We start from the raw sequence: 16,896 nt of genomic DNA, 5'->3' as shown, positions 1-16,896 counted from the left end.
ACCAAACGAACCGCCCCCACGTCCCGCCCTCCCAAGACCGTTGGGTGTACACGCTTCAGCGTGTGCCCCCCAAACCACCCCGACACGCTAAAGCGTGCCCACAAACCAACCGCCCCCCACGTCCCGCCCCCCCAAGACCGTTGGGTGTACACGCTTCAGCGTGTGCCTTCCAAACCACCCCGACACGCTAAAGCGTGTACACCAAACGAACCGCCCCTCCACGTCCCGCCCTCCCAAGACCGTTGGGGTGTACACGCTTCAGCGTGTGCCCCCCAAACCACCCCGACACGCTAAAGCGTGCACACCAAACGAACCGCCCCTCCACGTCCCGCCCTCCCAAGACCGTTGGGTGTACACGCTTCAGCGTGTGCCTTCCAAACCACCCCGACACGCTAAAGCGTGTACACCAAACGAACCGCCCCCCACGACCCGCCCTCCCAAGACCGTTGGGTGTACACGCTTCAGCGTGTGCCTTCCAAACCACCCCACCCCACCAACCCGCATCCGTATCAGCCCCCGCGGATTCGAAGACCAAGGCGGTCGCCGACGTGGGCGTACAATTCGAGACCCTCGCGGGTGGCGTCGAGGAGGTCCCCGGCAAGCCGGACCCGCCCCGGGGCGAACAGCGTCAGGATGGCGGAGGCGCCGAACCGGAAGCAGCCGATTTCGGCGCCCTTGGCGGCGGGGATTTCCGGCGGGTATCCGAAGACGGCGCTGCCGACGTTGGTGGCGCCCACGGGGGCCACGAGGACGGGACCGAAGGCGTCGGTGTGGAGGAGGATCTGCCAGCGGCGGTTGGTCCAAAGCCAGGCAAGACGTTGGCGAAGGGCAATGGGATTGACCGAGGCGAGCGGGCCCTTGAGGAGGCGTGGGGACGAGGGGATTCCGGCGACGGGGAAGTGAAACCGATGGTAGTCGGTGGGGCAAAGGCGCGAGAACACGGCGGGTCCGCCCTGGAATGTCCGGCTCAGGGCGGGGTCGTCGAGGAAGCTGTCCAGATCGAACCGCTGTCCCTTGACATAGAAGCGGTCGGCGGCGGAGAGGCTGGACCAGCCGAGGTGCCGTCCGTCGGCGGGAAAGACCGCCGCATCGGGGTGGGGATCGACGGGGCGGGCTTCGGGGCGGAGCCGGCGGTGGAAGAACTCATTGAAGGTGCGGAAGGAGTCCGGGGGATCGGCGAATTCCGCAGGGTCGAGTGCGTAGCGGTGGAGGAAGGGGGCGATGCGCGAACGGCTGGCGGGTCGATCCATCCGCCAGCCGTACCAGCGGGAGAACCAGGGGCGGATGACGAAGGCGCGGAGGGCGAGCCGGCCGACGGGGGATTCGTAGGCCCAGCGGAGCCAGCCTTCGCCGTAGATGGCCTCGGTCTCGATCCGTCCGGAGTAGCGGTTGCGGAAGCGGACGGGTGGGGAGGGTGCGGCCACAGGCAGGGAGCCGGCTTGCCCCCGGGTTCAGGCGGCGGGCGTGCCGGCCTGGGGCATCATGCCGGTCTGGCGGGCGTAGTTGAAAATGCCTCCGGCATCGATGACCGGGCGGACCTCACCGAGGGTCTTGAGGGCGAACACCTGTCCGGTGCCGTGATGGCGGATGGTGTTGGCATCGATGTCCACAGTGGCGATGTCGCCGGTTCGGAACCGGTCGCACAGGCGGTCGGGGGCTTCGACGGGATAAAGTTCGCCGGTGGCGATGCAGTTGCGGAAGAAGATGCGGGCGAAGCTTTCGGCGACGACCGCCTGGCAGTCGCTGGCGCCGAGGGCGATGGGGGCGTGTTCGCGGGAGCTGCCGCACCCGAAATTACGGCCGGCGATGACAATGGGATATGAGGTCTTGGTGCTGCCTTCAGGGACGAAGCGGGTCGGATAGAGGGAATCCGGCAGGCCCCAGAGGGCATAGGCGCCGAGTTTCTCGTACTCCTCGGGGATGGTGGGGACGAGGTTCAGGAACTGCGCCGGGATGATCTGGTCGGTGTCGATGTTGTCCCGGACGACATATACGGGTCCGGTGAAGACGCTCTGCATGGTGGGAATGTGGGACACCGGGGGCGGAGGGTTCAACGGGATTTCTGCGGGGTTGAGGAGCGGGCGCATCTCCGGATTGTCGGGAGGTGCAACGGTCCCTCCCCCCCTCCCAAGGGTCGTCGTCCTGCCGCCGCCACCTCCGGATTGACCCCACCAGGGCACCCCATCAGCCTGACTCCACCCCACGATACGCCCATGCCCGACCCCCACAGCCAGCCTCAGTGGATGCAGGAGGTCATCCACCAGCACCTCTTCAGCCAGTTCTGGCTGACGCTCTTCTTCGTGGTGCCGCTCGTCCTGGTGGCCCGAGCCGTCGTCGCGGGAACCCGCTACTCCGCCATCCTCATCATCGTGGTGTTCGGCCTGGGCATGGGCTACCTCCTGGTGGCAACCAGCGTCTCGGAACCCGGCCTGCGGGATTACCCCATGCTGGGCGTCATCGCCCAGGCGACGATCATTGCCCTGGCAGCCTCGTTCTTCGTGGGAGGCCAGGAATTGCGGCGGATCCTCTTCGGAACCCCTTCCCTCCCCGACCAAAGTGTGGTGTACGCCATGGAAGAAGTGTTCTTCGGCACCGCCCGTACCCAGGTGGTGTTCATCGTGCGCGCCTTCTTCCTGCTCCTCGGTCTGGAATCCCTCACCCGCCTCCTCCAGGGCACCGTGCCGGACACGGCCCTGGCCCGTTACTACCCCCTCATGGCCTACATGGGCCTGATCATCGCCGTCATTCTCATCGATCACAAAGCCACCATCGCCAACAAGAGCCTCTATCTCCGCAAGGGTCTGGTGGAGATGTCTGCCGTGGTGGCCGTTCTATGGGCGGGCTACCAACTGGCCTCGTGGGCGAAACCCACGGTGGCCCTGCCCCAGATCTTCTTCGTCATGCTCCTCGCCTCAGGCCTGGGACTCCTCTTTCCCCGCTGGCTCCATGGCCCTGCCTTGAGATGCCTCCTCTTCGCCGGCATCCCCGTGGTCCTGGCGGCCAACTTCGTCATCGGTGGATCCAGAATCGGCGAAGCCTTCGCTCTCACCGGAATGAACGCCGTTCTGGCATATGGCTTCTTCGGACAGGTGTTCTGGATGTTCGGAGGCATGGCCCTCCTCATGCTGTTCGGTGGGACCGCCGCCGTCCGCAACCTCGGCCCCGGCATGGCGGGCTCGCTGTCGCATGCCGGCCTGACGGGTGCCTGCACCGCCGGGGACCTCGGTGAGTCCGCGGCCAAACGGGCCCCAATCATGATCAACATCCCCTTTTTCGGCCATGTGTTCGTCTTCTCCATCCTGGCCGTCAGCATTGAACGCGGTGCCCTCACCTGGGTCCCGGCCATCAGTGTCGCCGCCGTCGGGGTGGCCTTGACCGCCTGGTCCCTGCGCAACCTCCGCCATGCCCGAGGCGACGATTCCTGCGAGGTCCGCGCCCTCATGCAGTTCTCCTTCGGCTGGCAGTTGTGCGCCGTCTTCGGCGGCATGCTCGCCCTTTGCCTCTCCGGACTGACCCTGGAAAATGCACTCATGGCCAAGAGTTCCTCCATCTCCCACTTCGGCCTGTTCGCCGCCATTCAGGGCGGCATGGCCGGACCCCACGCCGCCAGCCTGATCGCCTTCGTCTTTGCCATGCCCTTCCTCGTTCATCCCCTCGTGTTCTTCCTCTTCGGACGGGGCATGGAAAAAGACGGCGAAATGCCCCGCATCCCCGTGATCGCCCTGGGCGTTCTGGGTCTCCTCGGCGTCCTCGGAGCCCTCACCTGGGGTCGCGGCTGAATTCGTCGGAAGGGTCAACCGGACAGGTGAATCCGGAGGGCTGCGATCTTCCTCGCGCTTCCTTCCCCCGACGGTTTGGAACCGGCACCCGGGGATTGCCAATCGCGCCTGGCCCCGGCTTCATTCCCCCTCCCATCACGCTTCCCAACTCATCCACCCCATGAAATCCCTTGCACGCCTCGCCTTGGGGCTCCTGGCCACGTCCCTGGCCCTGAACGCCCCGGCCGCCGACCTCACCGGTCAACTCGGTCTCCAGACCTGGACCCTGCGCAACATGGAGTTCGACCAGGTGGTCGAGTTCGCAAAGAAGCACGGCATCCGGCACCTCCAGATGATCGGCAAACACATGGACCCAAAAGCCCCCGCCGAGGAAACCCGGCGGAAAAAGGCCGTCCTCGATGCCGCCGGCCTCCGCGTGTACACCTTCGGCGTTGCCGGCACCTCCCTCGACCAGAACGAAAACCGGAGGCTCTTCGAGTTCGCCAGGTCCCTCGGCATCGAGGTCATCGTCGTCGAACCCAACGATTTCAAGATCCTCGATCTCCTCGAGGAACTGGTGAAGGAATACGACATCAAGATCGCCATCCATAACCACGGCATCCGCTCCCTGTACGGCAACCCCGCCGTCGTCCGTGCCCTCCTCAAACACCGCGACCCCCGCATGGGCGTCTGCCTGGACACCGGCTGGATTGCCTCCACCGGCATGGACCCCACCAAGGTCTTTCAGGACTACGCCGGACGGGTCTTCGACATCCATCTCAAGGACAAACGGGTCGAGAAAACCCAGGGCGACGACGTGGCCTTCGACACCCACATCGGCCAGGGACAGGGTCGCCTCGAGAATCTCCTCGCCGAACTGCGCCGCACCCGGTGGCCGGGCATCCTCGCCATCGAAACCGACAGCAACGATTTCGCCCGCAACCCCGACGAGTTCGTCGCCCAGGCCAGGGCCTTCGTGACCCGCCACGGACGGTGATCCCGCCCGAAATTCCCCGGCATCTCCGCAAATCTCCTTCCGCGCCCGGTCCGCTTCGCGTTGACTGGGCGCCGGCTTTTCACGGCATGAAAATCGTCCTCGCGTACTCCGGCGGCCTCGACACCTCCGTCCTCCTCTCCTGGATCAAGGAGACCTACGACGCCGAGATGATCGCCTTCTGCGCCAACATCGGACAGGAGGAGGAACTCAAGGGCCTCGACCGCAAGGCCCGCAAAACCGGCGCCTCGAAGATCTACATCGACGATCTCCAGGAGGAGTTCGCCGCCGACTTCATCTTCCCCATGTTCCGCGCCGGAGCCGTGTACGAGGGCCAGTACTTCCTCGGCACCTCGATCGCCCGCCCGCTCATCGCCAAGCGCATGATCGAAATCGCCCGCCTCGAGAACGCCGACGCCATCGCCCACGGCGCCACCGGCAAGGGCAACGACCAGGTCCGCTTCGAACTCACCGCCAGCGCCCTCGCCCCGGAACTCCAGATTATCGCCCCCTGGCGCGACGAGAGCTTCCGCGAGGAGTTTCCCGGCCGTCAGGAAATGATCGAGTACTGCGCCGCCCGCAATGTCCCCGTCCAGGCCAGCGCGAAAAAGCCCTACTCGATGGACCGCAACCTCCTCCACATCTCCTACGAAGCCGGCATCCTCGAGGATCCCTGGTTCGATGCCGGCGACCTCTCCAACCGCGACAAGTTCACCACCCTCTCCGTCCTCCCCGAGGATGCCCCCGACCGCCCCGAGTTCGTCACCCTCGACTTCGAACGCGGCGATTGCATCGCGGTCAACGGCAAGCCCCTCTCCCCGCTCGCCGTCATGAAAACCCTCAACAGGATCGGCGGCCGGCACGGCGTGGGACGCGTGGACATGGTCGAGAACCGCTTCGTCGGAATGAAGAGCCGTGGCGTGTACGAAACCCCCGGCGGGAGCATCCTTCACTTCGCCCATCGCCAGCTCGAAAGCCTCACCATGGACCGCGAGGTCATGCACCTGCGCGACTCCCTGATCCCGAAGTACGCCGAACTGGTCTATTACGGCTTCTGGTTCAGCCCCGAGCGCCTCGCCCTCCAGGCCCTCGTCGAGGAAAGCCAGAAACACGTCACCGGCACCGTCCGCGTGAAACTCTACAAGGGCGGCATCCACGTCGCCGGCCGCCGCAGCCCGGTCAGCCTCTACCACCCCCAGATCGCCACCATGGAAGCCGACCCCACCCAGGCCTACAACCAGGGCGACGCCACCGGCTTCATCCGCCTCAACGGATTGCGCCTCCGCGTCCAGGCCCAGGTGCATGCCGCCCGCAAATCGCCCTCCGCACGCCAACGCCGCACCAAGCGCTGATCCCCCCCGCGCTTCACTTCCGGAGGGACGAGCTCCGCGAGTCCTCTTCCCATCGCTCCCTCCGCACGACCCGTTCAGCAAGGCGGCACTTCGACGCTCTGGTCCCACGGATACCCCGTCACCCTCATTCGCCGGGGTATCCCTCCCCCTCCGGGCCCGAACGTCGCGTCGATCCGCGTGAAGTGAAGCGCCCCGCCATCCGACTGCCCCACATTCACCACCCGGGTGGAACCCAGCACGTGGTGCCAGTGCCCGTTCCGCCCGGGCGTCTCGTGGTCATGACCGAACACCACCAGCCATGGCTGAAACCGTTCGATCGCCTCGGTCCACTCCGCGTTTCCTCCGATCGGCCCGGAAGGCATGCTCAACGGCGTGCCCAGCGGCGGTTCGTGCATCAGCCACAGGACCCGGGCCGCCGGTCCGATCCGCCGCACCACTCGCGGCAGCCAGCCGTCCATGTGCCCCGGAAGCGGTTCCTTCGTCAGCGTGAAGGCCGTCTCGTCCCCCAGCCGGGTCGGAAACCCCACCAACGTCAGGGACCCCACCCGGCACGCCTCCCCATGCAAGGTCACCACCTCCCGACCGATGTCCCGGAGGGCCGCGGCGAATCCCACATAATTCCAATCCTCGTGATTGCCCCGCACCACCACCACCTCCCGCACCGGCAGGGCCGCCACCGCCTCCGCGCATCCCCGCACCGACAACTGACCCGATGCCACCCCCAACGCGTCCAGGAAATCTCCGAGCAACGCCACGGCGTCCGGCTTGTGCAGCGCGACCGCCTCCCCCAACTGCCGGTAAAGCGCCTCGGACTGGTGAAGATCGCTGACCGCCAGCAATCGCACCGTCTCCTGCCCGCCCTCACCCGGCTCTGACAGACCCCGACGCACCATGGGCCAAGAGTATCCAGCCGGTTCCGCCGCGTCATGCCGGAAGAACTCCCACCACCGTATCCATGCAGAACGGTTCCTGTTTGGCGGCATTTCTGTTGCCTGAGGGTTGGGACTTACGGACGTTGGACGGGTCGGTGCCGGTTCCGGCCCGACTCCCGCCATGGGTGAAGCAAGTGCCAGCAACAGGTCATGGCTTGGCGCGCATGCGTTGGAGTCGGGGGGTGTCCTGCTCGCCATCTACGGCCTGCTGGCGTTCCTGGCGGCCTGGCTTGGTGGCGAACTGCCCTCCCGCATCAGGCTCACCCATACCCGGCTGCAACTGGCCATCGGATTCGTCTCCGGGCTCATGCTCGGCCTGGCCATGCTGGGTCTCCTGCCGCATGCCATCGGCACGCTGGCCGCATCCGATCAGGCCATGGGCTGGGCGTTGGCGGGCTTCGTAACCCTGTTCCTGATCCAACGGTTCCTCCCGTTCCACCACCATGATGTTGCCGAAGGCACCCCGCCGGAAACCTGCGGCCTCCCCCACGCGCTGGCGGATCGCTCCGCCCGGAACCTGGGCTGGATCGGCGTCGCCCTGGGCTTGTCCCTCCACTCCGTCTTCGATGGATTGGCCCTGGCCGCCGCCACCGCAACCACGGAGCACGGGGCCGGCGCGATGCTGGGGCTCGGAACCGCCCTGGCGGTGATTCTCCACAAGCCGTTCGGAGCCCTGGCCATTGCCACCCTGATGACGATTCGGGGGACGCCCGCAGCGCTGCGGCGCCAGGTGATCCTCGGATTCGCGCTGGTGACGCCTCTGGGAGCGCTGGCATTTCATCTGGGCGCAGGTCCCTGGGCCCATGGTCACCCCGCCTGGCTGGGCGCGGCGCTGGCCTTCTGTGCGGGCACCTTCCTTTGTATCGCCGCAGCCGATCTGCTGCCGGAGATCCAGTTCCACACCCATGACCGCTGGAAGCTCAGTGCCGCACTGATGGCCGGACTCGGCGTGGCGGTGCTCATCACGCGATTCGCCCACCCCGACCACCCCGACCCGGAACATCGGCACGCCCGGATTCACCGCACGCCGCAACCGACGCTCTTCGAGGTCTGCCACAGCCCACCCGACCGGAACCACTCCCCCTATCCCTTCCCCTCGCGCGATCCCGGATTCCACCCCGGCCCGCCCCCCGCACCCCCGGAACCGTCGTTTCTGCGACCGCGCCCCACGGCGCCCCTGCCCCCAGGTCAGTGCTGCGGGATCGCCGCGATGATCTGCCGGACGATCTCGTCCGGGGAAACGCCGTCGCTCTGGGCCGCAAAATTCGGGCCCAGTCGGTGCCGCATGACGGCGGGCGCGATGGCGGCCACATCGGCGCAACTCACGCAGTCCTCGCCTCTCAAAAGAGCCCGGGCCCGCGCCGCCACCACCAGGCTCAGGCTGGCACGCGGTCCCGCCCCCCAGCTCAGCCATTTCTTGCAGAGATCGAGGGCCGTGGGGTCCTTGGGGCGCGTCACCCGCACCAGCGTCTCGGCGTACTGGTACACATGATCGGCGATCGGGATCCGCCGCACGCCCGCCTGCAACTGGATGATCTCCTCCGCCGACAACACGGGTTCGGGCGCACCTTCCGATGCCGTCGTGCCGCGCTTCATGATCTCGAGTTCCTCGCTCGAACTGGGGTAATCGACGGTGATCATGAACAGAAACCGGTCGAGTTGCGCCTCGGGCAGCGGATAGGTCCCCTCCTGCTCGAGTGGATTCTGCGTGGCCAGCACGAAGAACGGGTCCGGCAGCGGATAATCCGTTCCCCCGGCAGTCACCTTCCGCTCCTGCATGGCCTCCAGCATCGCCGCCTGCGTCTTGGGCGGCGTCCGGTTGATTTCGTCCGCCAGAATGACGTTGGCGAAGATCGGACCAGGCAGGAACTTGAACCGCCGCTCCCCGGACACCGGGTCCTGGTAGATCACCTCGGTGCCGGTGATGTCCGAGGGCATCAGGTCCGGCGTGAACTGGATCCGTTTGAAGCTCAGATGGAGCGAGCGCGCCAGACTCGAGACCAGCAGGGTCTTCGCCAGCCCCGGCACCCCCACCAGCACCGCGTGGCTCCTCGTGAAAATCGCAATCAGGATCTGCTCGATCACCTCACGCTGGCCCACAATGACCTTGGCCAGTTCGCGCTCGAGCGCGGCGCGGGCATCCTGCAGGCGGGAAAGGGAGGCGAGCGGGTCTTGGGTCGATGTCGTCATGGTGCGAACTGGATCGGCGTCAGCGCCGCGAGGCTTCTCCGCGACGCTCCCGATTGCAACACGGAGTTTGCGCCCACCCGATGGGCCGAAGGGGGTCTCGACGCGCCGCCGCCCCCGGATAAAGTCCCCGCGGCGCCATGAAGCTCATCCGTCTCGCCGCTGCGGTCCTCAACCAGACCCCCCTCGACTGGCGGGGCAACCGCGCCCGGATCGGCGCCGCCATCGACCAGGCCCGCGCCCAGGGCGCCTCCGTCCTCTGCCTCCCCGAACTCGGCATCTCCGGCTACGGCTGCGAGGACACCTTCCAGTCCCCCAACACCCTTCACCACGCCCTCGAAGCCCTCCTCGATCTGCTGCCCCGCACCCGCGGCATGGTCGTCTCCTTCGGCCTTCCGCTCCGCGTCCGGAATGGCATCTACAACGTCGCCGCGCTGGCCGTCGATGGGCGCCTCCAGGGATTCGTCGGCAAACAGCACCTCGCCGGCGACGGCATCCACTACGAACCCCGCTGGTTCAAACCCTGGCCGGCCGGCGTCCATGACACCGTCCTGGTCGCCGGGCAACCCGTCCCCGTGGGCGACCTGGCCTTCGACATCGGCGGTGTCCGCTTCGGCTTCGAAATCTGCGAGGATGCCTGGGTCGCCACCCGCCCCGGCATCCGCCTCGCCCGCCATGGGGTCGATGTCATTCTCAACCCCAGCGCCAGTCACTTCGCCTTCGGCAAGATCGCGGTGCGGCAGCGGTTCGTCCTCGAAGGCTCCCGCGCCTTCGCCTGCAGCTACGTGTACGCCAACCTCCTCGGCAACGAAGCCGGCCGCGCCATCTATGACGGCGAGGCCATGATCGCCACCGCCGGACGCCTGGTCGCCCTCGGACCCCGCTTCTCCTACGCCGAACATCGCGTCACCAGCGCGGTCGTGGATGTCGACCTCACCCGCCTCGAACAGGCCCGCCGGACCGCCTTCCAACCCCACCTCGGCTCCGATCCCGGACGCATCGTGGTGCCCGACTTCCCCTGGCCGGAATGCCCGCCCGAATCCCGCCCGCCCGAGGCCCCCGCCTGGGAGACCTCGCCGTGCCTCAAGGAGGAGGAGTTCGCCCGCGCCGTCCCGCTGGCGCTGTTCGACTATCTCCGCAAAAGCCGCTCCCGCGGCTTCGTGATCTCCCTCAGCGGGGGCGCCGACTCCGCCGCCATTGCCTGCCTCGTCGGCCTCATGGTCCGCTTCGGCGCCGCCGAACTCGGCATCGACGGCCTCCGCGCCCGGCTGGGTCTGCCAGCCGACACCCCCGCGGATTCCCGCGAACGTGCCCTTGAACGCGCCCTTACCCGCGCCCTCCTCACCACCGTGTACCAGGCGACCGCCAACAGCGGACGCATCACCCGCGCCGCCGCCCGCGCCGTGGCCGAGGCGGTCGGGGCCGAACACCACGAGTTCGATGTCAGCCCCCTGCACGCGGGCTACGTGGACCTTGTCTCCAAGGCCCTCGGCCGCCCGCTCTCCTGGGGCGAAGACGACCTGGCTTTGCAGAACATCCAGGCCCGCGTCCGTTCCCCCGGCGCCTGGATGCTCGCCAACGTCAAGGGCGCCCTCCTCCTCTCCACCAGCAACCGCAGCGAGGCCGCGGTGGGTTATGCCACCATGGACGGCGACACCAGCGGCGGGCTCGCCCCCATCGCCGGCATCGACAAGGCCTGGCTCCGCCATTGGCTGGTCTGGCTCGAACGCGAAGGTCCCCACGGCCTCGCACCGGTTCCCGCCCTCGCCGCCGTCAATGCCCAGGCGCCCACCGCCGAATTGCGCCCCGCCGATCGGGCCCAGACCGATGAGGACGACCTGATGCCCTACCCCCTGCTCGATGCCATCGAACGCGCCGCCATCCGCGACAAACGATCGCCCATCGAGGTCTTCCGGCTGGTCCGGCCCGCCTTCCCCGACCTCGACCCGGCCCAACTCGGCCGTTGGATCGAACGCTTCTTCCGCCTCTGGTGCCGCAACCAATGGAAGCGCGAGCGGTACGCCCCGAGCTTCCATCTCGACGACGAAAACCTCGACCCGAAGACCTGGTGCCGGTTCCCCATCCTCAACGGAGGCTTCGAACTCGAACTCGAAGACCTCCGCGCCTGGATCGCCAGCCCGCCCCCGGCCGGCTGAAGTCCTTCCCATCCCGATTCCCCGGGTTGCCGTCGGGCGTCGGCCACGGCATAACTCGCACCCATGGACTCGCCCCGTTCCCGCCTGCGCCTGCTCTCCCGGGCGGCCTCGCCGCTGGCCGGCGTTCTGATGGCCTTCCTGCCCCTGGCGACGCCCGCTTCGAGCGCCGGCCCGGACCTCGACGGCATCGAGTTCTTCGAAACCCATATCCGGCCGCTCCTGATCGATTCCTGCTACTCCTGCCACAGCGCGGGCGCTGACAAGGTCCGGGGCGATCTGCTGCTCGACTCCAAAGCCGGCTGGGAGAAGGGAGGCGTCAGCGGCAATCCCTCGATCCGCCCCGGCGATCCGGATGCCAGCCCGTTGATCCAGGCGGTTCGGCACGAGGACGACGACCTGGCCATGCCCCCGCGCAAGAAGCTGCCCGACGAACACATCGCGCTCCTCGAGGCGTGGGTCCGCATGGGGGCCCCCGATCCCCGCACCGACGGAGAGGCCCTGCCCGACCCCGCCCAGCTCGCCGCAGGGCACTGGGCGTTTCAACCGGTCCGCACGCCGGAACTCCCGGAGGTCTCGGACGTCTCCTGGGTCCGCAACGGCATCGACCGCTTCATCCTGGCCGGCATCGAGAAGGCCGGTCTCACCCCAGCACCCCAGGCCGACCGGTTCACCCTGATCCGCCGGGCCAGCTTCGTCCTCACCGGACTGCCCCCCACGGACGAGGAAGTGGCCGCCTTCGAAGCCGATCCCTCGCCCGACGCCTTCGAGCAGGTGGTGGACCGGCTCCTCGCCTCGCCCCGGTACGGGGAACGCTGGGGTCGCCACTGGCTGGATGTCGCCCGGTACGCCGACACCAAGGGGTACGTGTTCGAAGAGGAGCGCCGCTACCCTTACGCCTACACCTATCGGGACTACGTCGTCCGCGCCTTCAACGACGACAAACCCTACGACCAGTTCCTTCTGGAACAGATTGCCGCCGATGCCGTGGTCACCGAAGACGACCGGACCGCCCTGGCGGCGATGGGCTTCCTGACCCTCGGCCGGCGTTTCCTGAACAACGCGCACGACATCATCGACGACCGGATCGATGTCCTGACCCGGGGCACCATGGCCCTCACGGTGAGCTGCGCCCGCTGCCACGATCACAAGTACGATCCCATCCCCACCGCGGATTACTACTCCCTCTACGGCGTTTTCGCCTCGTCCGAGGAACCCGCCGAGAAACCGCTGCTGGGCACCATCCCCGATGCCGCCCGCCATGCCGAGTTCGCCGCCGAACTTTCCCGGCGCGAAACGGAACGCGACGAGTTCGTCCGCTCCAAGGAGGAGGAACACCGCGCGAAACTGCGGCGCACCGTCGGCACCCACCTTCTGGCCGCCCACGACGCGGCAGCCTTCGAGGACGCCGGCAAGCGCGAGGAGATCGCCCGGTCGCGCCAGCTCAGCCCGGTGGTGGTCAACCGCTGGATCGCGGCCGTGGAAGGCTGGCGACAGGACCCCAACCCGCTCTTCGCAGCATGGCTCGCCTTCGCGGCGCTTCCGTCGGAATCCTTCGCCGACGACGCCGCCGCAGTCGCCGCGGCCATTGCAAGTCCGGCCGGCGCATCCGGCCATCCCGCCCCGGTGGTGGAGGCCTTTGCCGGGGATCCCCCCACCTCGCTGAAGGAGGTGGCCGAACGTTACGACCGCCTGTTCACCGATCCGGCCGACATCTCGTTGAAGGACTTTCTCGCCTCCGAGAACGCGCCGATCGCCCTGTCCCGGGGCGAACTGCACCGCCTCTTCGATGTCCCCGAGGGCCAGCGGCAACGGGCCCTGCAACGTGCGGTCGAGCAGTTGCAGGCCACCCATCCGGGAGCGCCGCCCCGCGCCATGGCCCTGGTGGACAAATCCCGCCCGGTCGAGCCGGTGGTCTTTCGCCGCGGCAACCCGGGAAATCGCGGTGACACGGTCCCCCGCCAGTTCCTCGAACTCCTTTCCGGTCCGGAACGGCAGCCGTTCACCCAGGGAAGCGGCCGCCTCGAACTGGCCCGTGCCATCGCCAGCCCCGACAACCCGCTCACCGCCCGCGTCGCCGTCAATCGTGCCTGGATCCACCACTTCGGCGCCGGACTGGTCCGCACCCCAGGCGACTTCGGTCTTCGCGCCGACCCGCCGACCCACCCCAAACTCCTCGACTGGCTGGCCGCGTCCTTCGTGGCCGAAGGCTGGTCCATGAAGGCGCTGCACCGGCTCATCCTGCATTCCGCCACCTGGCAGCAGTCGGGTCATGTCACCCCCGAGGCCGCCGTGAAGGATCCCGACAACCGCCTGCTCTCCCACCAGAACCGGCGCCGCCTCGATTTCGAGGCGCTGCGCGACATGCTCCTCCAGGCCAGCGGCCAGCTCGACCTGACCATGGGCGGTCACGCGGTCGAGATCGCCGCCCAGAACTACCAGCCGCGACGGACGGTGTACGGCTTCGTCGAACGCCAGAACCTCCCCGGTGTCTTCCGCACCTTCGACTTCGCCAGCCCCGACACCACCAGCGCCCAACGCTTCCAGACCACCGTCCCCCAGCAGGCGCTGTTCTTCATGAACAGTCCCTTCGTCCTCGACCAGGCCCGCCACCTCGTGCGCCGGCCCGAAGTCGCCCAGGCCGGCTCCGTCGCCGAACGCGTCACCCAGCTCTATCGCGTCGTCTTCCAGCGCGTCCCCGACGCCGGGGAGATCGCCCTCGCGGAACACTTTCTCGCCGCCGCCGGCGATCCGCCCTCCGCCGAGCCGGTGCCCGTCTGGCAATACGGCCACGGCACCTGGGACGCCCAGGCCCAGGAGGTCCGCAACTTCCAACCCCTGCCCCATTTCACCGGCTCCACCTGGCAGGGAGGCCCCGATTTGCCGGACCCGACCCTCGGCTGGATCAGCCTCTCCGCCGAGGGCGGACATCCAGGTTCGCCCGCTCACGGACCCGCCATCCGCCGCTGGACCGCCCCCGCCGACGGGCTGATCGAGATTCGCGGCACTCTGCGTCACCCGGGCGAAGCCGGCGACGGCGTGCGCGCCCTCGTCGTCGCCTCGCGCCACGGGCTCCTCGGCCAATGGGACGTTCACAAGGGCTCAACCCAGACCGGGATCGACGGCATCCGCGTCCTCCGGGGCGACCACATCGACTTCGTGGTGGAATGCCGCGCCGACGAGCACACGGACTCGTTCCGCTGGGCCCCCCGGCTTCGGGATCTGTCGGCCGCCGAATCCGGAGCCCCGGAACCGTCCTGGGACGCCCGGGCCGATTTCGAAGGTCCCTCCGGCACCACCCGGCCGCTGACTCCCTGGGAACGCTACGGTCAGGTCCTGCTCATGGCCAACGAAGCCATGTTCGTGGATTGACACCACGCCGGCTCCGGCATCCCGACCGGGTCGCCAGCCTCCATCCCTTCTGCCGCCCATGCGCGTGCTCGTTGTCGAAGACGATCCCAAGATCGCCTCGTTCGTGGTCAAGGGGCTCAAGCAGAGCGGATTCGCCGTGGATCATTGCCGCGACGGCAACGAGGCCCATGTGCTGGCCGCGACGGTTCCCTACGACGCCGCGGTCGTCGATGTCATGCTGCCCGGGCTCGACGGCATCCGCCTGGTCCAGCGTCTGCGCCGAGAGGGCGCCACGACCCCCGTGATCTTCCTCAGCGCCAAGGCGTCCGTGGACGATCGGATTCGCGGACTTCAGGCCGGCGGGGACGATTACCTGACCAAACCCTTCGCCTTCTCCGAACTGCTGGCCCGCATCCAGGCGTTGATCCGCCGCGCCACCCAGGCCGCCGAGCCCACCCGGCTCGAAGTGGGCGACCTGAAACTCGACCTGCTCACCCGCGAAACCACCCGCGCCGGTCAGCGCGTCGAACTGCAGCCGCGCGAATTCGCCCTCCTCGAATACCTCATGCGCCATCCCGGACGTGCCGTCACCAAGACGATGATCCTCGAACACGTGTACGACTACAGCTTCGATCCCCAGACCAATGTCGTGGACGTCCTCGTCTCCCGCCTCCGGCAGAAGATCGACCGCGATTTCCCGACCAGGATGATCCACACGATCCGCGGGGTGGGCTATGTCCTCAAGGCCGCTTGAACGCATCCGCCGGTCGCTGACCTTCCGGCTCAACCTCTGGTACGCCATTCTGTTCATTGGCAGTACCGTCGTCCTCTTTCTCCTCACCTACGCCCTCCTCTACGCCACCGTCGGCAGGAAGGACCGCGAACTGGTCGAGTCCCAGATCAAGGAATACGTCCTCATCTACGCCGACCGCGGCCTGCGCGGCCTGCGCGACTATCTCCAGGCCGAGTCCTTGCGCGGCGGCCGCGTCCCCTATGTCCGCTTCACCGGCCTCCGCGGACCGTCCGTCGTCCTGTCCGTCCCCGCCGGCTGGGTCGAGGTCGCCGCCCGTGAAATCGGACCCGGCCGTTACCGCCGCGAAGTCTGGCTGCGCGTGCCCCGCGATGCCGAACGCGACCTGGTCTATCGCGTGGCCCAACTGGCCGACGGCTCATGGATCGAGGTCGGCCGCATCACCGACAGCCGCGATGCGCTCCTCGACCCGTTCCGCCGCGCCTTCTTCGGCGTCATGCTTCCCGTCGTCGCCCTCGGCATCTTCGGAGGCTCCCTCCTCGCGCACCGGGCCACCCGGCCCCTGCGCGAGATGGTCGAGACCGCGCAGTCCATCCTTCGCACCGGCAATCTCGATGCCCGTGTCCCCGTGGGCCCCTCCGAGGATGAACTCAACGAACTGGCCCGCCTCTTCAACCGGCTCCTCGAACGCAACCGCTCCCTCATCCGGGGCCTGCGCGAGTCCCTCGACAACGTCGCCCACGACCTGCGCACCCCTCTCGCCCGCCTCCGGGGCACCGCCGAACTCGCGCTGCGCAACCCGCCCGATTCCGCCTCCGCCCACGAGGCCCTGGCCGACTGCGTCGAGGAATCCGACCGCGTCCTCGAAATGCTCAAGGTCCTCCTCGATGTCGCCGAGGCCGAAACCGGCACCATGCGACTGGACCGCGTTCCCTCCGATCTCCGCGCCGTCCTGGCCGAAGTGGTGGACCTCTACGGCTATGTGGCCGAGGAACGCGGCGTATCGGTCGTCCTCGAACCCGGCGAACCCTGCATCGCCCCCGTCGATGCCGCCCGGCTCCGCCCCGTCATCGCCAACCTCCTCGACAACGCCATCAAATACACGCCGGCCGGCGGCACCGTCCGTCTCCGCGCCTTTGCCGCCCCGCCCGACGCGGTGATCGAGGTCCAGGACAACGGCATGGGCATTCCGCCCGCGGAACAGGCCCGCATCTGGGACCGCCTCTACCGCGGCGACAAGAGCCGTTCCCAGCGCGGCCTCGGCCTCGGCCTCAGCGTCGTCCGGGCCCTGGTCGAAGCCCACCGCGGACGCGTCGCCGTCCACAGCGTCCCCGATCGCGGTTCCATCTTCGAAGTCCGCCTGCCCCTGCGCTGAATTCGGCCTCGCAGAGCCCGGCCCTCCGGATTCACCCCCCACG

General features: G+C 67.9%; 12 protein-coding genes. 7 read left to right on the top strand and 5 right to left on the bottom strand.

Going from position 1 to position 16,896, the window contains the following annotated elements:
* Window positions 1-509: 509 nt before the first annotated feature.
* Window positions 510-1,424, bottom strand: coding sequence for a phosphatidylserine decarboxylase (locus KF833_07510; protein MBX3745142.1), 915 nt, complete (start codon window positions 1,422-1,424; stop codon window positions 510-512).
* A 27-nt stretch (window positions 1,425-1,451) separates the two neighbouring features.
* Window positions 1,452-2,018: a 3-isopropylmalate dehydratase gene (locus KF833_07505; protein MBX3745141.1), complete on the bottom strand. Its 567-nt coding sequence runs from the start codon at window positions 2,016-2,018 to the stop codon at window positions 1,452-1,454.
* Between the two features lie 225 nt (window positions 2,019-2,243).
* Here KF833_07505 and KF833_07500 point away from each other — a divergent pair, with 225 nt between their 5' ends.
* The 3 genes from KF833_07500 (at window position 2,244) to KF833_07490 (ending at window position 6,104) form a co-directional block, all read left to right on the top strand.
* On the top strand, window positions 2,244-3,779 hold the full coding sequence (locus KF833_07500; GenBank protein MBX3745140.1) for a hypothetical protein: 1,536 nt from the start codon (window positions 2,244-2,246) through the stop codon (window positions 3,777-3,779).
* Between the two features lie 160 nt (window positions 3,780-3,939).
* Window positions 3,940-4,755 carry a sugar phosphate isomerase/epimerase gene (locus KF833_07495; GenBank protein MBX3745139.1) on the top strand — a complete coding sequence of 272 codons (816 nt, stop codon included), beginning with the start codon at window positions 3,940-3,942 and terminating at the stop codon, window positions 4,753-4,755.
* A gap of 86 nt (window positions 4,756-4,841) precedes the next feature.
* Window positions 4,842-6,104, top strand: coding sequence for an argininosuccinate synthase (locus KF833_07490; GenBank protein ID MBX3745138.1), 1,263 nt, complete (start codon window positions 4,842-4,844; stop codon window positions 6,102-6,104).
* Between the two features lie 74 nt (window positions 6,105-6,178).
* Here the strand turns inward: KF833_07490 and KF833_07485 are convergent, their stop codons facing one another.
* The 3 genes from KF833_07485 to KF833_07475 form a co-directional block, all read right to left on the bottom strand.
* Window positions 6,179-6,997 (bottom strand): metallophosphoesterase, encoded by an 819-nt coding sequence (locus KF833_07485; protein MBX3745137.1) that lies wholly within the window; start codon window positions 6,995-6,997, stop codon window positions 6,179-6,181.
* Window positions 6,998-7,184: 187 nt separating this feature from the next.
* Entirely contained in the window at window positions 7,185-8,093 is a 909-nt protein-coding gene (locus tag KF833_07480) for a hypothetical protein (protein ID MBX3745136.1), read from the bottom strand.
* Between the two features lie 131 nt (window positions 8,094-8,224).
* Window positions 8,225-9,226, bottom strand: a complete 1,002-nt coding sequence (locus KF833_07475) for a MoxR family ATPase (protein ID MBX3745135.1) — start codon at window positions 9,224-9,226, stop codon at window positions 8,225-8,227.
* Window positions 9,227-9,363: 137 nt separating this feature from the next.
* On the opposite strand from KF833_07475, the gene nadE reads away from it, so the two are divergent.
* The 4 genes from nadE (at window position 9,364) to KF833_07455 (ending at window position 16,853) form a co-directional block, all read left to right on the top strand.
* Entirely contained in the window at window positions 9,364-11,379 is a 2,016-nt protein-coding gene (gene nadE / locus KF833_07470) for an NAD(+) synthase (GenBank protein ID MBX3745134.1), read from the top strand.
* 63 nt (window positions 11,380-11,442) lie between these two features.
* The gene (locus tag KF833_07465) at window positions 11,443-14,748 is read left to right on the top strand and encodes a PSD1 domain-containing protein (GenBank protein MBX3745133.1); all 3,306 of its coding nucleotides are present in this window, start codon (window positions 11,443-11,445) and stop codon (window positions 14,746-14,748) included.
* Between the two features lie 58 nt (window positions 14,749-14,806).
* Window positions 14,807-15,481 carry a response regulator transcription factor gene (locus KF833_07460; GenBank protein ID MBX3745132.1) on the top strand — a complete coding sequence of 225 codons (675 nt, stop codon included), beginning with the start codon at window positions 14,807-14,809 and terminating at the stop codon, window positions 15,479-15,481.
* Entirely contained in the window at window positions 15,462-16,853 is a 1,392-nt protein-coding gene (locus KF833_07455; protein ID MBX3745131.1) for a HAMP domain-containing histidine kinase, read from the top strand. The genes KF833_07460 and KF833_07455 overlap by 20 nt, the downstream gene beginning before the upstream one ends.
* Window positions 16,854-16,896 lie beyond the last annotated feature (43 nt).

This window comes from Verrucomicrobiia bacterium (assembly GCA_019634625.1).
Taxonomy (GTDB): domain Bacteria; phylum Verrucomicrobiota; class Verrucomicrobiia; order Limisphaerales; family CAIMTB01; genus CAIMTB01.
This window is presented reverse-complemented; position numbering and strand designations above follow the sequence as displayed.

Excerpts from the sequence above, each read along its gene's own strand:
- KF833_07505 (MBX3745141.1), bottom strand. The coding sequence starts at position 2,018 with ATGCAGAGCGTCTTCACCGGACCCGTATATGTCGTCCGGGACAACATC.
- KF833_07500 (MBX3745140.1), top strand. The coding sequence starts at position 2,244 with ATGCAGGAGGTCATCCACCAGCACCTCTTCAGCCAGTTCTGGCTGACG.
- KF833_07495 (MBX3745139.1), top strand. The coding sequence starts at position 3,940 with ATGAAATCCCTTGCACGCCTCGCCTTGGGGCTCCTGGCCACGTCCCTG.
- KF833_07490 (MBX3745138.1), top strand. The coding sequence starts at position 4,842 with ATGAAAATCGTCCTCGCGTACTCCGGCGGCCTCGACACCTCCGTCCTC.
- KF833_07485 (MBX3745137.1), bottom strand. The coding sequence starts at position 6,997 with ATGGTGCGTCGGGGTCTGTCAGAGCCGGGTGAGGGCGGGCAGGAGACG.
- KF833_07475 (MBX3745135.1), bottom strand. The coding sequence starts at position 9,226 with ATGACGACATCGACCCAAGACCCGCTCGCCTCCCTTTCCCGCCTGCAG.
- nadE (MBX3745134.1), top strand. The coding sequence starts at position 9,364 with ATGAAGCTCATCCGTCTCGCCGCTGCGGTCCTCAACCAGACCCCCCTC.
- KF833_07465 (MBX3745133.1), top strand. The coding sequence starts at position 11,443 with ATGGACTCGCCCCGTTCCCGCCTGCGCCTGCTCTCCCGGGCGGCCTCG.
- KF833_07460 (MBX3745132.1), top strand. The coding sequence starts at position 14,807 with ATGCGCGTGCTCGTTGTCGAAGACGATCCCAAGATCGCCTCGTTCGTG.
- KF833_07455 (MBX3745131.1), top strand. The coding sequence starts at position 15,462 with ATGTCCTCAAGGCCGCTTGAACGCATCCGCCGGTCGCTGACCTTCCGG.